This window comes from Variovorax sp. GW821-FHT09D07 (assembly GCF_059416345.1).
Window position 1 is genome coordinate 1,245,023 of record NZ_JBWKOY010000001.1, and the last position, 16,673, is coordinate 1,261,695.

The following is a 16,673-nucleotide window of genomic DNA, read 5'->3' on the forward strand; positions in this document are numbered from 1 at the left end:
CTCAGTCCTGCGGCACAGCAACGCCGGCCCGCCGCCCTTCGAGCCGACTGCCACCCTGCGTCAGCGTGACGCCATTCACCTCACCGCCCTCCCCACGCCGAAACACGAACTGCGCACCGATGGCCGTCACCGCAAAACGATCCGGCCCGGTGGGCGTGAGCCCGTTGTAGCCCTTGCCCGATTCACGCGCCAGCAACCGCCCGTCGCGCACAGTGAAGCCCAGCACCTGCGCCTTACCGACGCGGAACTCGCCCGCGTAGTCGGGCAGGCGCTTCGGATCGATGGGCACTTCGGTCGTCGGCACCGGGTAGCGGCTCTTGCCGATGGCGAGCATCACGGGCTGCAGCGGCGCGCGCTGGTTGCTGGCCAGCACGATGAGCGCCTCGCCGGTGTCGGGCGCCAGCAGCCAGAGCGTGCGGTAGCCCTCGGTGACGCCTGCGTGGTAGTAGGTGCGCCGGCCGGTCTCGGGGCCGCGCACCATCACGGCGTAGCCGATCTCGGCGCCCTCGTAGCGCGCGAGCGGCGTGAGCGGGCGCGCGGCGGCCGGGCCCAGCGGGCCGTGGGCGCCCGCGAGGATGGCGCGGCTGAAGGCCAGCATGTCGGCGGCGGTCGAGCGCAAGGCGCTGGCGGGCGCGTAGGCATGCATGTCGAAGCGGCGCTGGCGCTGGTCGCCCGCGAAAGGCGGCGCCATGCGCGAGGCCTTGTCGCCGAGCGGGATCACGGTGTCGTTCATGCCCAGCGGCTCGGTGATGCGCGCACGCACCAGCTCGCCCCACGAGGTGCCGTAGCGCAGCGCCAGCAACTGCCCGAGCAGCGCCATGCCGAAGTTGCTGTAGCGCGCCTCGCACGGCGGCGCGGCGGCCGTGAGGTGGATGCGCGCGAGCGCGGCCCAGAACATCGGCAGGTCGAAGCTGCGGAACTGCTCGGCCAGTGCGGCGCCACCGGTGACGCCGTCGGCCATCACAGGCAGGCAGCCGGTGTGGGTGACGAGCTGCCGCAGCGTGATCGCGGCCACGGCGGGCGGCACGCCCTCGGCATGGCCGGCGAGCAGCTTGCCCACGCTGTCGTCGAGCGCCACGTCGCCGCGCTCCACGGCCTGCGCCAGCAGCAGGCCGGTGAAGACCTTGGTGACCGAGCCGATCTCGAACATCGGCTGCTCCGCGCTGGCCGGCGCAATGGCGCGCGCCACCAGCGGCTCGGGATTGTGGGCGATGCCGTAGGCGGCCTTGTCGCCGCGCAGCACGCCGACCACCAGCGTGCCGCGCTCGGCGCCGAGCGCGGTGCGGGCCAGCACGGCGGGGTCGCTGGCGAGCGAGAGCGGTGCGGAGGGTGCGGCCAGCGGTGCGAGTTGTGCGCTCGCCGCGCCCGCCAGCCAGGGCACGAGAAGCCAGGGCGCCAGCCAGCGGCGGCACCAGGCGGAGGGCAGAAGCCGCATCGTCGGAATCCTCGGGCGTGAAGTCGTCATCGTCGAACAGACGCCATCCTGCCACGGCGGCCACAATGACCCCATGCGTGCATTGCTTTCGACTTTCTCCTGGCAGGAACTGCGCCACCACCCTTGGCGCAACGCGGCGGCCGTGCTGGCCGTGATGCTGGGCGTGGCGCTGGCGTTCTCGGTGCAGCTCATCAACGCCTCGGCGCTCGACGAGTTCTCCAGTGCGGTGCGCTCGGTGAACGGCCAGCCCGACCTCGAGGTGCGCGCCGCGCAGGGCAGCTTCGACGAGGCCGTGTTCGGCCGGCTCGCGCGCCGGCCCGAGGTGGCGCTGGCGAGTCCGGTGCTCGAGTTCCAGGCCCTGGCCCTGGGCCACGACGGGCGCCAGGTGCCGCTGCGCGTGATCGGCGTCGATGCGCTCGCGCTGCCCACCATCGCGCCCGCGCTGATGCCTCAGTCGGCGGCGGGAGCCGACCGCTTCGCGCTGTTCGCGCCCGGCCATGTGTTCCTCAACGCGGCGGCGCGCCAGGCGTTGCAGCTGCCGCTGCAGCCCGCGACCGGTGAAAGCCTGCAGCTGCGCAGCGGCGCCGCGTGGCAGCGCCTCGCAGTCTCTGGCCATGTGACGGCCGGCGGCGCGGCGCTGGCGGTGATGGACATCGCGGTCGCGCAGGAGCTGTTCGGCCCGCTCGGGCAGTTGAGCCGCATCGACCTGCGGCTGGCGCCGGGCACCGACCGCGCGGCCTTCGTGGCCACGCTCGAGAAGTTGCCCGACTGGCCCGCGGGCCTGAAGTTCGCCGAGCCGGGTGATGCGGCCGAGCGCGTGAGCAACCTGTCGCGCGCCTACCGCGTCAACCTCACGGTGCTGGCGCTGGTGGCGCTGTTCACGGGCGCGTTCCTGGTGTTCTCGGTGCTCGCGCTCAGCGTGGCCAAGCGCGCGCAGCAGTTCGCGCTGCTCGGCGTGCTGGGCCTCACGCCGCGCGGACGGCTGCGGCTGGTGCTGGCCGAGTCGCTGGTGCTCGGACTGATCGGCAGCGCCGCCGGCCTGGCGCTCGGCACCGCGCTCGCGGCCTTCGCGTTGCGCGTACTGGGCGGCGACCTGGGCGGCGGCTACTTCGAAGGCGTGGCGCCCCGGCTGCACTGGAGCAGCGGCGCCGCGCTGCTGTACGGCGGGCTCGGTGTGGTCGCCGCGCTGGTGGGCGGCTGGTGGCCCGCGCGCGCCGCGCAGGCGCTGCCCGAGGCGCAGACGCTCAAGGGCCTGGGCGCGGCACCCGCGCAGGGTCGCCACCACTGGCTCGCGCTCGGGCTCATCGGCGCGGGCGCGGCGCTGGCCAACCTGCCGGCCATCGGCGGCATTCCGGTGGCGGCGTACCTGTCGGTGGCCTGCCTGCTGGTGGGCGGCATCACCGCCCTGCCCTGGCTCATCGCGCTGCTGTACGACCGCGTGGCGCCCGCGTTTGCTCGGCGCGTGCTGCCGATGCTTGCCGTCGAGCGCGCGCGGCGCATGCGCGGCACGGCGGCCGTGGCGGTGAGCGGCGTGGTCGCGAGCCTGAGCCTGGCGGTGGCGCTGACGGTGATGGTCGCGAGCTTTCGCGAGTCGGTCACGCACTGGCTCGACGTGGTGCTGCCGGCCGACCTGTACGTGCGCGCCACCTCGGGCGGGCGCGGCAGCGGCAACAGCGGCGGCACGAGCAGCACCGACACCGCGACCTTCGCGCCGGCCTTCGTGCAGGCGCTGGCGCAGCTGCCCGGCGTGGCGCGCACCGGCACGCTACGCACGCAGTCGCTGCAGCTCGACCCCGCGCAGCCCGCCGTGACGCTGATCGCGCGCAGCCTCGAAGGCGGCGTGGTGCGCGGCCTGCCGCTGGTGGGCGAAGCGCTGCCGGTGCCGCCCGGGCAGACCGGCATCTACGTGAGCGAGCCGATGGTCGAGCTGTACGGCGCGAAGCCGGGCAGCGTGTTCGCGCCGCTGGCCGATGCGATGCGCACGGCCACGCCGCAGGTGTTCTTCGTGGCCGGCGTGTGGCGCGACTACGCGCGGCAGTTCGGCGCGATCGCGATGGACGCGCGCGACTTCGAGCGCATCACCGGCGAGCACGACGTGAGCGACGTCGCGCTGTGGCTCGCGCCCGGTGCGTCCGAAGCAGAAGTGCAGGCAGCCGTTCGCGCCCTCGCCGCGCGCACCTCACGCGACGGCGCGGTGGAGCTCGCCTCGGTCGGCCAGATCCGCGCGACCTCGCTGCGCATCTTCGACCGCAGCTTTGCCGTCACCTACTGGCTGCAGGCCGTGGCCATCGCCATCGGCCTGTTCGGCATCGCGGCCAGCTTCAGCGCGCAGGTGCTGGCGCGGCGCAAGGAGTTCGGGCTGCTCGCGCACCTGGGCTTCACGCGGCGGCAGGTGCTGGCCGTGGTGGCCGGCGAAGGCGCGGCCTGGACCGCCATCGGCGCGGTGGCCGGGCTGCTGCTCGGGCTGGCCGTGTCGGTGGTGCTGGTGAAGGTGGTGAACCCGCAGAGCTTCCACTGGAGCATGGACCTGCTGGTGCCGTGGGTGCGGCTGCTGGCGCTGTGCGCGGCCGTGGTGGCGGCCGGCACGTTCACGGCGTGGATGGCCGGGCGCGCCGCGGCGGGGCGCGACGTGGTGCTGGCGGTGAAAGAGGACTGGTAGCGCCTCACTTCTGCGCGCGCGGCGCGCTGGCGCGCATCGGGGCGACGACTTTCTCCTGCCATCGCCGCGAAAGACCGCGTCGGGGCGACGCGCCCTCCGCCCGCACGGTGTGACCGGACGCATGCGCGCAGTAGTCCAGGGCCTGGCGAAGCGCCGTGTCCACCCGGCGCAAGGAGATGCAATGCCGGTCTGCCACGTCCTGGCGGGTCATCTCCTCGATCTGCAGTGCCACGAGCACCGAGCGATGCCGGTGCGAAAGCCGCTGCATCGCCTGCTCGACGGCCTCCACGGCCGAACGCGCCTCGGCGATGGCATCGGGGCCGGGCGCGTGATCGGCCAGGAGATCGAGGGCCGTATCCCATTCGCCCACGTACTGCCAGGACCGATCGCTGCGCAGGCGATCCATCGCCAGGTTGCGCGCCGTTCGATAGACATAGGCCCCGGGGCTGCGCACGGGCTCCGATGCCGTCATCTCGCCTAGGCGCAGCCAGGCGTCGTGCAAGCACTCGCTGGCCTGGTCGGAGCAGCCGAGATCGCGGGCCAACCGGCGATGCAGGTACGTGTAGTTCGCCGTCAGGAACGCCCGCAGCGCCACGCCGGCGGGCTCGCCGTGACCCATGAATGGCCCTTGAAAACAAGGACCGGGATCGAACTCAGCCGCGGACATCGTCTTACTTGCCGGCATGACGCAACCTGCTCTTCTCGGCGTCGGTCAGCAGCGACATCACCGACGCGTCGAACTGGTTGCCGTGCCCAAAGACCTGCACGGGGTTGGCAGGGTCGTACCGAGGCGAAGCGCCCGCCTGCGCACCGGGGCGTGGCGGCGACGATGCACCCGCACCGCCCGACGGCAGGCTTTCGTTGCCGAAGCCCAGCACCCGCACCGTGAAGACCGAGGGCAGGTTCTGCCGTGCCGCGGCCCGCTCCTGTCGCATGGACTCCTGCGCCGCCATGGCCGCCGCCGACGCCGCCGCGCTGGCGGTGGTCAGTGCCCCGATGTTCACCGCGGCCACCACCGGCAGCCCGGTCGTTTCGCCCTTGACCTGGATGTTGTCGGCGTTGCGCACCTGCAGCGCGGCAATGTTGAGGTTGCTGGCGACCCGGATGCCGGCATCGCCCGCATCGATGGTGCCCCGGGGCGCGACCAGGTCCACGTCGCCTTCGCCCACGGTGCCGATGCCGGCGCCGCTCATGTCGCGCTTTTCCTCCACGGTGATGTTGCCGTCGGCGTCCGACGTGACTTCCGGCGCCTGCGGGATGCGCACGGTCTTGGCGCCGCGGCCGGCGTCGATGTCGCCCTGGCTGGACCACAACACCTGGTCGCTGCCCAGCGGTTCGGCCTGCGAGACGAAGGACAGGATGCGCGAGCGGTTCACGATGATGTCCCGGTCGGTGAACACATTGACCTGCCCCGGCGAGGCCAGCGTCACCAGGCCGTATCCGTCCGGCACCACCGCGCCCAGCCCCGCCACCTGCAGGCCGCCGCCGGGGGTGAAGACGTTGATGTCGCCGCCCTGGTGGGTGCGCGCCGCCATCCGGGTCGCGGCGATGCTGCCCACGCCGGACCAGCTGCTGCGCCAGTTGTCCGGCAGGTCCGCGGCGTAGCGAACGGGCTGGCCTTCGGCCGTCGCACCGCGGAACAGCGTGTCGATGGCCGCGGAGCCGCGGCGGTAGCCGCCGTTGATCGGGCCGTTCTGCCCATCGCCCCCGTTCTGGTCGCGCCCTCCTTCGCGCAGTTCATAGACAAAGACCTGGCGCAGGAACTGCTCGCGCACCAGGGGCGGCAGTTGCCGGTATTGCTCCCACGCCTGCTGCGGGCTCAGCTTGCCGTCCGCAGTGCCGGTGAGGCTGGCGACCTTGTCGGCACCGAGCATGCCTTCCACGAAGGACACCAGGCCCCGGCGCGCCAACTTGGCCAGGTCGCCGCGGTTTTCCACCCCGTCGCTCAGGTACAGCGGCGCCACGGTGCCGTCGGCCAGGGTGGTCTTCAGATAGTCCGGCATGGCGGCCACGTTGGCCGGGTTCAGGTAGGCCCGCTCGAAGGCGTCGTAGCTGGCGGCCTTGTTCATGCCGGCCATCAGGGTGATGCCGGCGCCCTCGGCGGGCAGGGCCTTGATGACGTTCGATTCTTCGCCGAGCGGCGTTGCCGACACGTAGTCCCAATAGCGATTGGCATTGGTGTACAGCGACAGGTTGTTGCCCTGGATGTCGCGCCCGGCCAGCAGCAGCAGGGATCCCGGCCCTTGCAGCGCGGTGCGGCTGCCCCTGTCGTAGTAGTAGGCCGCCGCGTCGCCGCTGTATCGCGCATATCGGTGCGACAGGAGCCTGTTGGCGACAGCCAGGATGTCGTTGCCCGCCGCCAGCATGGTGGTGTCGGTGGGGCGCAGGTTGCGCGCGCTGAGCTCGAAGTTGCGGATGTCGGTGCCGGCCTGCACGTGCACCGATTCCGACGCGATCAGATTCAGGTCGCTGATGGAACCGGTCGCCGCGTACAAGCGGCTGGGCGTGAAGTCATGCACCTGCATCGGCAGCACATCGGGGTTGTCGAACAGCTCCATGCCATTGAGGCTGTTGGTCAGGAACGTGTTCGTCACCGAGAAGCCGCCATAGACCGACTTCAGCGGCGCACCGAACGCCGATGCCCCGCCCAGCGTGATCGTGAAACCCATCCACGGCCGGAATATCGACGGCCACTTGTCCAGCGTGGTCTGGGTCATGACGATGGCACCCGTGTTCTGCAGGCTGCTGCCGCGCAGGAAGCGCAGGTCTTTCGCGGCCAGCAAAGACAGGTCGCTGCTGTTCGCCGGCGCCATCGCCAGCAGGCCCGCGACGTCGATGTTGCCGCTCAGGGCCGACACGCTGACCTTGGCCGGGTACAGGCCCACCATGTCCGTCTGGAGCTTGGTGTCCGTCATGCCGCTCACCAGCCTGGTGGTGTTCTCCGTGTCGTTTCCTGCCACGAATTCCGACTGGTTGACCAGGCGCACGTTGCCGCCGGTGGACACCAGGCTGACGGCGCTGCGCTCTGTCTGACTGCTCATGAACATCGCATGGCTGGACGCGCCGCTGGTGTCCCGGTCGGCCTGGTCGACGTAGGCACGGCGTATCTGCATCGGGTCGATCACGGTCTGCAGGACCAGGTCGCCCAGCGTCTGCAGCTTGAGCGTGGCGTCCGACAGCGCCAGCACGGGCGCGATGTCGTAGGAATAGGCGGTGTTGGGCCAGCTGCTCGAGATGCCGGTCATGACATAGCCGGCGGCGCTCGTGCCTGCGTCGATCTCGCCGGCGCCGCGGCCCACGTAGTACTGGCCGGCCTTCAAGGCGCCGCCTGCGCTCACCTGCAGCTGCCCGCCATTGCGCGTCACGACGGAGGCCGCGGCATCGCCAGCGGAACGCCCGCCCGTCACGCGCATGGTGCTGGGCAAGGCCACCACCAGGTTCACCAGGTCGCCGCCCGCCGACAGCTTCACGTTGCCGCCGCCCAGCGCGCCCAGGCCCTGCTGGAAGCTGGCGTGGTTCACCCACCAGCTCGGTTGCTGGCCCCGGGCGGACATGACCGGCGCCCAGCTCTCGCCCATGTTGTACGCGTCGTAGTAGCCGGTGGGACTGCTGAGATCTCCGCCATAGCGGCCCTGGCGGAACAGCCATTCGGTCAGGATCTGGTCCGAACGCGCGCCCTGCGCGGTGGGCGCACGCACGCTGCCCTGGACCGCGACATCCACGTGGCCACCTGCGGTGCCGTACTGGGCATCGACGCTGGCGGTGTCGAAGCCGCCGCCCAAGGTGGGATCGGCCTCGGCCCGGCCTGCGGTGTACAGCGCGGACTCCTTGTGCGCCAGCACGAGGTCGCGCCCGGCGCGTACCGTCAGGTCGCCGCTGCCGGTGCGCACCAGCTTGCCGGCGCCCGACTCGGTGCCGGCAGTGCCCACGCGGATCGTGCCGGTGTCGGCTGCAAGCGCGCCCGATGGCCGCGTGGCCAGTGCATCGACCGACCCCAGGTCCGCGCCCGCCACCAGGCGCAGGTTCCACGAGGCCGCCTGCTGCAGCCGCGCCGCCCGGCCCGCGCCGTTGTCGCGGCCCGCCACGTCGAAGCCGTCGCTCAGATGGCCGTCGATGTTCAGGTTGCCGCCGGCGCGCAGCGTGAGCGTGCCTTCGCGGTGCGCCGCACCGAAGCTGTCGAACAGGTTCCAGTCGCGGCCGAGCGTCAGGTCACCGGGGCTGGTGATCTCGATGCCCGCCGCCAAGGTGTAGGCGGCGGCGTTGCCGCCCAGCCTTGCCAGGATGCCGGTGTGGCCTGCAAAGGCATTGGCCTCGGCGATCGCCTGCGGGGCCACGGATTCCACCGTGCCATCCGTGCTCGCATGGCGGCGCACGCCTTCGAGCACCGCGGAGCGCGCGCCCAGCACGGCAGCGTTCAGCGCCGTGACGTTCAGGCCGTCGTTGCCTGCGGTGCGCTGCGCCCGCAATCGCAGCTTGCCGCCTTCGCCGCCGCTCAGGTCCAGCGTGCCGCCGGCCAGGTGCAGTTGGCCGTCGACCGCTTCCAGGTCGATGCGGCTGCTGCCCAGGCCATCGATGGCGTCGGTGGCATGGGCCGCCAGCACCGCGCCAGGCTGCATCGTCAGCCCCGCCCCGCCGACAAGGCGGATGCTGCCGCCGTAGGCCGCGTTGGCCTCGACGCGTGCCGTGCCGTCGACAGAGATCACGCCGCGGTCGGTGATGACTTCGAAGTCGGCCACGCGCGTGGTGCCCGCGATCGTGAGGTCGCCCTGGCGGACGCGGAACTGGCGCGAGCGGCTGAAGCCCGCATCGTTGAGCGTTCGCGCCAGCGCGCCGAAATCGTCCAGCCGATCGATGGCCAGCGCAAAGTTGCCACCGTTGCCGCCAGCACCGGCCTGCGCTTGCACAGTGCCACCGAAGTGGACCCGTCCACCGGCCGATGCATCCACCGTCAGGCGGCCGGCATCGCCACCGCGCGGATGGGCCGACAGGTCCAGCAGGCTGCCCGGGGCCAGGTCGATCAGGCCGCCTCGCGTCGCCAGGCTGATCTGGCCGGCATCCACGTACTGGGCCGCGTCGAAGAAGACTTTTTCCAGGCCGCCCGCGTGCAGGCGGCCCGACTCTGCCAGCGTCAGGTTGCCCGTGCCGGCATCGACCGCAATGCTGCCGCCCAGCGCGAGCACCGGCAGCGCCACGGTCACGCCCTGGCCCGACAGGTTGAGGCGCGCGCCCAGGCTGGCGCGGCCCAGTGCTGCCATCTCTTGCGCATCCAGTTGCGCGTCTTGCTGCAACACCAGTTGGCCCTGCGTTCGCACGGCCTGGTCGGCGCCGGACACCCCTTGCAGCACCGGCGTGCGCAGCGTCAGCGCCGCTGTACCGGCGTCCAGGCTCCCTGTGCCTTCGCCGGCGATGCGCCGGCTGGCCGACAGCAGCACCTGGTCGAAGCCGGACATCGTCTTGTCGCCCGCGCCGAGCACCAGCTCGCCGGCCGAAAGTTCCAGACGACCACCGCCCGTGCCCGCACTGCTCAGCGACGCGCCCGTGTTCTGCAGCGTCAGGTGGGAGGCCTGCACCTGCACGGCATCGGCGCCATGCCCCCGCAGGGCTGCGGCGTCGAACACCACCTGCGCCAGGCCGCGCATGTCGAGCGAGCGATAGAAGTCCAGGCTGCCGTAGCTGTGCAGCGTCAATGACTGCGCGCGCGACAGCTGCGCCAGGGCGTCGGTGTCCAGCACCAGGCCGCCGCTGCCGCCGCCGATGCCGATGCGGCTCGCGGCCACCGACAAGGCCTTGCCCGACAGCTGCGCGCCCGCGGCCATCTCGGTGTTGTTGGTGGCGTCGAGCAGCAGCGCCTCGCCGCCCTGCAGCAGCGCGCCGGCGCCGATGCGCACCTGGCCGCCGACGGTGGTGTCCACGTTCTCGCGCAGCGCCCGCACGGCCTGGCCGCTGCTCACGCGCACCAGCGCACCCCAGTCTTTGGAGGGTGTGACGATGTGGTCGTCGCTGGTGTCGTTCGGCGTGTTGTTGTCGCTCCACACGGCCGCCACCTGCGGCTTGAGCACCAGGTTCGCCTCGTCGCCCGAGGCCCGGCCGTCCGCGCGCAGCACGCTGCCCGACTCGATCGACACCGCATTCGCCGCGGCCAGGATCACTTCCGGGCCGCTCAACGCGGTGCCTGACGTGTTGCGCAGCACCACGTCGCTGGCGGCCACGTCCACCTGCAGGCCCCGCACATTGCCCGTGCGCGTGCCGCCCACCAGCAGGCTGCCCGCGCCGAAGCGCGTCAGGCTGCCGGCATCCACGACCAGGTAGCCGTCGGCGCGCAGGTCGCTGCTGTCCTGTCCCGCGCCGACGATGGCGATCTTGGCGGCGGCAATGTCCACCAGGCTGCCGCGACCGCCCGCATCGGGTTGCGCGCGCAGCTCGCCGTCCAGCGTCAGGGCGCGGTCGGCCTTGAACACCACGGCGCCGCCATCGCGGGCCAGGCGCGGGGTCACGACGTCCTGCCCCGTGAGGCGGTATTGCGTCAGCTTGAACGCATCCGACGAGAAGAAGGCGTTGCCCCGCGCTTCGTTGTATTCGCTGACCTTGCGCACCAGGCTGGCGGGCAGCACGCGCCAGCCCGAGGCCGTGGCATCGCGCGCGCCGCTGATCGTGTTCTGTTCCCGTCCGGCCACGATCGTCGAGCCGTCGCGCAGGCTGACCACCTCGCCACGGGACGCGGCCCACGCCGGCAAGGCCTGGCCCGTGCTCTGCACCGCGAAGGCGCCGGGCAGCAGCGCATAGCGTGCCGGCAGGAGCGTGTACCAGCCGGCGCCCAGGCCGCCGCCGGCCAGCCAGACCTTCTGGCCCGCCGCACCGCCCGCCACGGGCGACAGGCCCTGGTAGCCCGGCAGCACGGCGTACATGCCGGGCAGCGTCAGCACGTCGTGCGAGCCGCCCGAGCCGGGCACGTGCTCCCACGCATGCAGGTCGCCCCCGCCCGCGATGTCCACCACCGCGCCCGCGGCCATGGCCACATCGGGTGCTTGCAGGAGCACGCGCTTTTCCGGCAGGGACGACAGGTAGCGGTTTTCGTCCAGGGACGAGGCATCGCCGGCATTGACACGATTGCGGCCCTGCGGGTTGGCCGGGTCCAGCCAGTATTCGGCGTTGCGCAGGCTGCCGTAGAGCACGTCCAGGCCCGCACCAGACACCGAGGTCAGGCTGTTCGTGCCCAGCGTCAGGCGCTCGCCGGCATTCAGCGCGATCTGCCCGAAGGGCGCGCGCAGCACGCCGTCCTGCTCGATGACGGGCGCGTTCAGCGTCAGGCTGCCGCCGGCCGACAGAGGCGCCGCGGCGCTCCCGTTGCCGCGCACGGTGATGGAGTGGTCCGAGTTGATTCGCGCCGTGACGGCCGTGGCCGGGTAGACCTGCGCGGCCTTGATCTCCAGCGCGCCACCCACGTCCAGCGTGGCCCGCAGCTGGGGGTCGTCGTAGTCGGTGCCGCCTTCGCTGTAGGCGCTCGCCACGAAGCGCAGGTCGCCGGTGTCCAGCACCGTGCGTTCGAAGCCGCGCAGCTTGACGTCGACGGGCGACGCGGACTCGCCCTTCGCACCCCTGCCTGCAATGTCGATGGCCTGGGTGGCCGACAGGATCAGATCGCCCGCATTGCGGGCCGTGGCGCCGACCGCCCCGACCGCGCCCGTTAAGGGGTTCAGTTGCAGATGGTGGGCATGCAAGCGCACCACGCCGCCCAGCCCGTCGCTCTGGATGACCGGGGCGGTGATGCCCAAGCGACCGGCAACGCTCAGGTCGACGCCGCCGGCCAGCTGCACGCCCACTTGCGTGGAACGCAGATCGACCGCCGAGAGGCCCGTGTCCTGCAGCGCCTTCGCCGACACGTGCAGGGTGCCGTCCGAGGTGGCGATGTTGCCGATCTGGATCTTGTGGCTCAGCGCCGTTCCGGTACCGCTCCAGAAGTACTTGTTGAGCAGTTCGACCACCCGCTTGTCGATGCTCGCGTCGTGCTCCCACGGCGCCCTGTCGGCGCCCGGTCCCGCGGCAAGCGCCGCGCCCGCGTCGAGGACGAGCCCCTTGCTGCTGGACACCGACGTCGGCAGCGTGGTGTTGATCGCGGTGCGCATGGCGCTGCTCATCTTGACGTCGCCGGCGTACTCGTCGCGCACGTCGAGGTTGCCGCTGGTGCCGATGATCCGCGCGTACTTTTCGCCGTTGAACGTGTACGTGCCGGTGGGGCTCTTGTAGTAGAGGAAGGAGCCGATGTCCGGCGCCACCAGGTCCCCGGACGAACGCCCGGCCGCGCTGGTGTCCGTGATGGACAAGGACCCGCCCGCTGCCTGGGCATTGCCGCCGTGCGCGCGCAGCCTGGCATTCATGGCGCCGCCGGCGGCGGCCTCCATCACGACCGCGCCGCCGTCGCTGCCCAGTTCCTGTTCCACGCGCCGCAAGGCGCCGAGCGCGCCCGTGCCGCGGTCCCAATACGCCACCGTGCCCCGCGCGCCCGACACGTCGATCAGCGCACCGGCCTGCGCGTCCAGCGTGCCGGCGCTCAGTGTGACCGTGCCGCCCGGCAGCACCTTGCCCTGGGGCAGGCGCATGGCCGGGTCGTGGAAGATCTGCGCCACGCCGGGCAGCAGCAGCTCGGCCCCGTCGGCCAGCGTCAGGGTGTTCTTGGCGCGGATGTTCAGCGTCCCGGCCGGCGCCTGGAGGCGGCCCGCCACCCGCACGGAAGCCTGCCCGGACCCGTCCGCGTCCAGCGAGATCGCGCCGCCGGGTTCTGTCTGGATGCTGGCGTTCGCGTCGATGCGGATGCCGCCACCGGTCGCGCCGGTCGCCAGCGACAGGCCACCGGGCGCGCGCGCGGCGCGGCGCTGTCCGCTCAACTCGTCCAGTGCCTTGGGGGCCAGCACCTCGCCCAAGGCGCTGCCGCTGGGCAGCGTGCGCAGCGTCGATACCGCGGCGGGCATGTCCCAGCTCGTGGGCTGGAGGTGCACCTGTGCGCCTTCCGCGACCACGACGTCCCCGCCGAGCGAACGGATGCCGATCGTGCCGAAGCCGCGCTCGGCGTACAGGGTCTGCGGCAGGTGCAGCGGTTTGGCTGCGCCCGATGCCTTCCCGCCCGTGGCGTCGGCCGCCGGCGCGGCGCCGCCCACCTGCACGTCGCCGATCGCCGTGAGGGTGAGCCGGGACGCATCGCCCCCCGCCCAGCCGCGCAGGTCCAGCGTCTCGAGCGCCGTGTTGTCGAACGCCGTGAGGCTGATGGCCCCGCCGTTGCCCGCCTTCACCTTGCCGGCCTTGCCGCCCGCCGTGACACCGGACAGCCAGCCGCCGCCGGACACGTCCAGCGTCGCGCCGGCGGCCACCTCCACATTGCCGTACACCGTGCCCAGGCCCTCTTTCATCGGGGTCCCCAGTGCAATCGAGCCGCCGTGGATGGCGCGGCCCAACGTGACGCCGCTGCCGGTGTCGTTGACCCACTGGCCCGCGACGCTCAGCAGGCTGTTCGCCCCCAGGCGCAGCACGCTGTCCGCCTTGCCGCCGGCGCTCAGCGCAATGGAGCCGCCCGGGGCGATGAGCTTGCCCTGGATGTCGAAGTTGCCGGGGATGCCCTGGCCGTCGTAGACCGCGGCCGTGAAGCGCGCCCCCGGCTGCAGGGTCACCACCGCGCTGTCTTCCAGCACGAAGCCGGTGTTGAGGTTCAACTCGATGGCGCCCAGGCCCGAATGGCTCAGCCCCGCGGCGGACAGCCAGGTGGTGCGGCCCACACCCGCGCCGGCGCCGGGGGATTGCCCTTCCGGCTCGGTGAGGAAGGCGTCCTTGCCCAGCGGGCTGTCGATGCTGAAACCCGCCGGCAGCAACGCGGGCTTGTCGCTGATGACGACCTGGCCCAGGGTCCACATGCCCTCTTGCGCCCGGTTGGAACCCACCGTGAGGCGGCCGGCCCGAGGCAGCTCGGCCGCTTCCTGCACCCGGTCGCCGGGCTGCACCGAGCCCCTGAACTCGCCCTCCAGGATGAAGGCGCTGCCGGCACGGATGTCGATCGAACCGGCATTGCGGCCTTCCTCGTAGCCCGGCTCCCAGCGCCGCCCCGACAGCATCGGATTGACATAGGTCTGCGTGACGCCCCAGCGCGCATGCGCGTGCAGGTACTGGCCCGCGATGCCCGTGTAGGTCATGTCCGCCGGCGCAGACGACATCGTGTAGGTGCGCCCGTCCGCGCCGCGCAGCAGGGTTTCCGTGTTCCAGCCGTCGCTGTAGCGCACCGAGCCGCCCGACACATCCAGGATGGAGCCCGGCCGCGTGATCACCGAGCCGTTGGACTGGATGGTGATGTCGCCACCTCGCGCCGCCAGCTCCGACAAGCCCACCAGGCCGTTGCCGACCCAGCCCGTCACGTCCGCCAGCGGGGTGCCGACCCAGACGCCCTTGAGCGCCTTGCCGGACTCGTCGGTGACCCATTCGACGCCCGCCATCAGCCCCTTGAAGGCACCCGACCTGCGTCGATCCACGATGACCTTCCGGCCGTACAGCCAGGTGTTCGCCTGCAGGTGGGAGTCGCGCAGTTCGTTGATGCGCAGTTCGGCCTCGACGAAGTTGCTGGCCATGTCCACCGGCATCTGCATCAGTCCCGCGGTGCTGACGGTGGCGTGTTCACCGATGAGGATGCGGCTGCCGTCGCCCACCTGGGTGTTGCGCTGCAGGGCCGCAGGGTTGGCCTGGGCCTGGATGTCGATGTGGCCCGCAGCGGCGGTGACCTGGGCTCGGGTCTGCACGTCGATCGTCTTGCCGTAGAGCTCGATGCGCCCGGGCTGGTAGCGGTTGGCCAGCGAGCCGCTTTCGATCCGCGTGGTGTCCTGCCAGTCGTTGACGACCTGGGTGATGCTGTCCGGCCCCAGGGTCAGCGTGCCGCCCGACCAGGCCGTCAGGCGCGGGACGTCGGCCGCCAGGTTGATGTCGATGTTGTGCACGCCCTGGCCCCAGGCGCGCAGGCGGATGGAGCCCGTGCGGTTGTTCAGCGCGGTGCTGGCTTGCAGGATGCCGCCCTGGTGGATCTCGCGTGACACCATCGTGATGTCGCCGTGATCGGCCTGGACGATGCCGGTGTTGTGCACGCTGTAGCCGACCTGGGCCGCGCGCTGCTCCATCAGCGGCAGGATGTCGGACACGATGCGCCCGATGAGATAGGACTGGAAAGCGGGCGCTGTCTGCGGGTTGATCAGGAACTTGGCCGGAAAGAGCCAGGGCCGCACCGACGAGGTGACGGCATCGAAGCCGCGCACGGTGGGGCTGATTTCCTTGGCTTCCAGCCACACGTTTTCGCCGGCGCCCAGCAGCGTCTGGCCACTCGGCGTGCGGATGCTGCCCGCGTTGCTGACCTTGGGTGCGAACATCAGCACGTGACCCCCCTGGCCCGTGATCTGCGCACCGGCCAGCACCTTGACGTCGCCCGGCGGCTTGCCCGGATCGAAGGCCGGGCCCATGTCGGCGAACTGCACGTTCGAATCGGCCGGCATCTGCTTGGAGTTCTCGCCGAAGGTGGGAATCCCGACGCCCACTTCGAGGCCGCTCCAGTAACCGGGGTCACCCGATTTCGCGCCCAGGCGCGTGTTGAGACCGGCCTTGAACTGTTCGTCACTGAGCTTCAAGCTGGAGGCGACCAGGTTGCGCACGTTGACCTGGCTGCTGCCGGTGAACAGGATGCCGTTGCGATTGATGAGGTAGACACTGCCCTCGGCCTCGATGCGGCCGGCGATCTGGCTGGGCCGGCCACTGGGGTCGTTGATGCGGTTGAGCGCGATCCACTCGTTGGCGCCGGTCTTGGCGTGGGTGCCGGCACGCTGGTCGAACTTCACCGTCGTGTGCTTGCCGACGTTGAAGGTCTCCCAGTTCAGGATGGCCCTGTCGGCGGTCTGCTCGATGGTGACCGTGGTCCTGCCGTTCGCCGCGGCCTGAACGGGGTCCCTGGCGTTGAGCCAGCCGGCGGTCAGCGAATTCGTGTCGACCTTCAGGCCGCCTTCGGCCAGGCCGTCCGGCGCGGACTCGCCGCTGGCCAGCGCCTCGGCCCGCTTCTGCGTCTGCTGTGCCTGCTGCGCGGCGATCGCGCGCGCGGCCAGGTTCAGGTTGGTGATGGACGTCTGCAGCTGCTGGCTCGCCGCCGACGACGGCTGCGTCGGGTGGATCAGGCTGGACGCCGGCGCGCCGTTCGGCAGCTTGCCCGTGGCGATCGCGCCCGCCTGCGCCGCGCCCTTGTCGGCGAACCACGCCGGGCTGAACGCCCGCTGCGCGTGCGCGCTGCCGAGGACCCCGCCGGCAGCCAGCGCCACCGCGATGGCCCGCGCGAGAGGAGCCATCCTGAAAACCTGCTGCGCCGCGCGCGCCGGTCGATTCTTTTCCTTGCACCCACTGATGGTCATTTCTCGTTCCCGCCGAAGTAAAGCCTGTGCCGAAGGGGCTGCGCGCGTCGCGCAGGCACGCCCCATTCAAGAAGCCCCTGCGATGGCGATCGAAAGCCAACGCGACAGGAGCCGTCAGTTTCTTGACGGGACGGAAACGTCGAATTCCAGAAGAATATTTTTGGGT

General features: G+C 71.5%; 4 protein-coding genes. 1 reads left to right on the forward strand and 3 read right to left on the reverse strand.

Annotation, left to right across the window (positions count from 1 at the left end; all coding sequences use genetic code 11):
• Position 1 precedes the first annotated feature (1 nt).
• Entirely contained in the window at positions 2–1,435 is a 1,434-nt protein-coding gene (locus AC07OX_RS05725) for a serine hydrolase domain-containing protein (protein ID WP_495260211.1), read from the reverse strand.
• 73 nt (positions 1,436–1,508) lie between these two features.
• Here AC07OX_RS05725 and AC07OX_RS05730 point away from each other — a divergent pair, with 73 nt between their 5' ends.
• Positions 1,509–4,094: an FtsX-like permease family protein gene (locus tag AC07OX_RS05730; RefSeq protein WP_495260212.1), complete on the forward strand. Its 2,586-nt coding sequence runs from the start codon at positions 1,509–1,511 to the stop codon at positions 4,092–4,094.
• 4 nt (positions 4,095–4,098) lie between these two features.
• Here AC07OX_RS05730 and AC07OX_RS05735 read toward each other — a convergent pair whose 3' ends face one another.
• Together AC07OX_RS05735 and AC07OX_RS05740 are read right to left on the reverse strand one after the other, a co-directional pair.
• On the reverse strand, positions 4,099–4,779 hold the full coding sequence (locus tag AC07OX_RS05735; RefSeq protein ID WP_495260213.1) for an RNA polymerase sigma factor: 681 nt from the start codon (positions 4,777–4,779) through the stop codon (positions 4,099–4,101).
• Entirely contained in the window at positions 4,766–16,444 is an 11,679-nt protein-coding gene (locus AC07OX_RS05740; protein WP_495260214.1) for a filamentous hemagglutinin family protein, read from the reverse strand. Before AC07OX_RS05740 ends, AC07OX_RS05735 begins: the two co-directional genes overlap by 14 nt.
• Positions 16,445–16,673 lie beyond the last annotated feature (229 nt).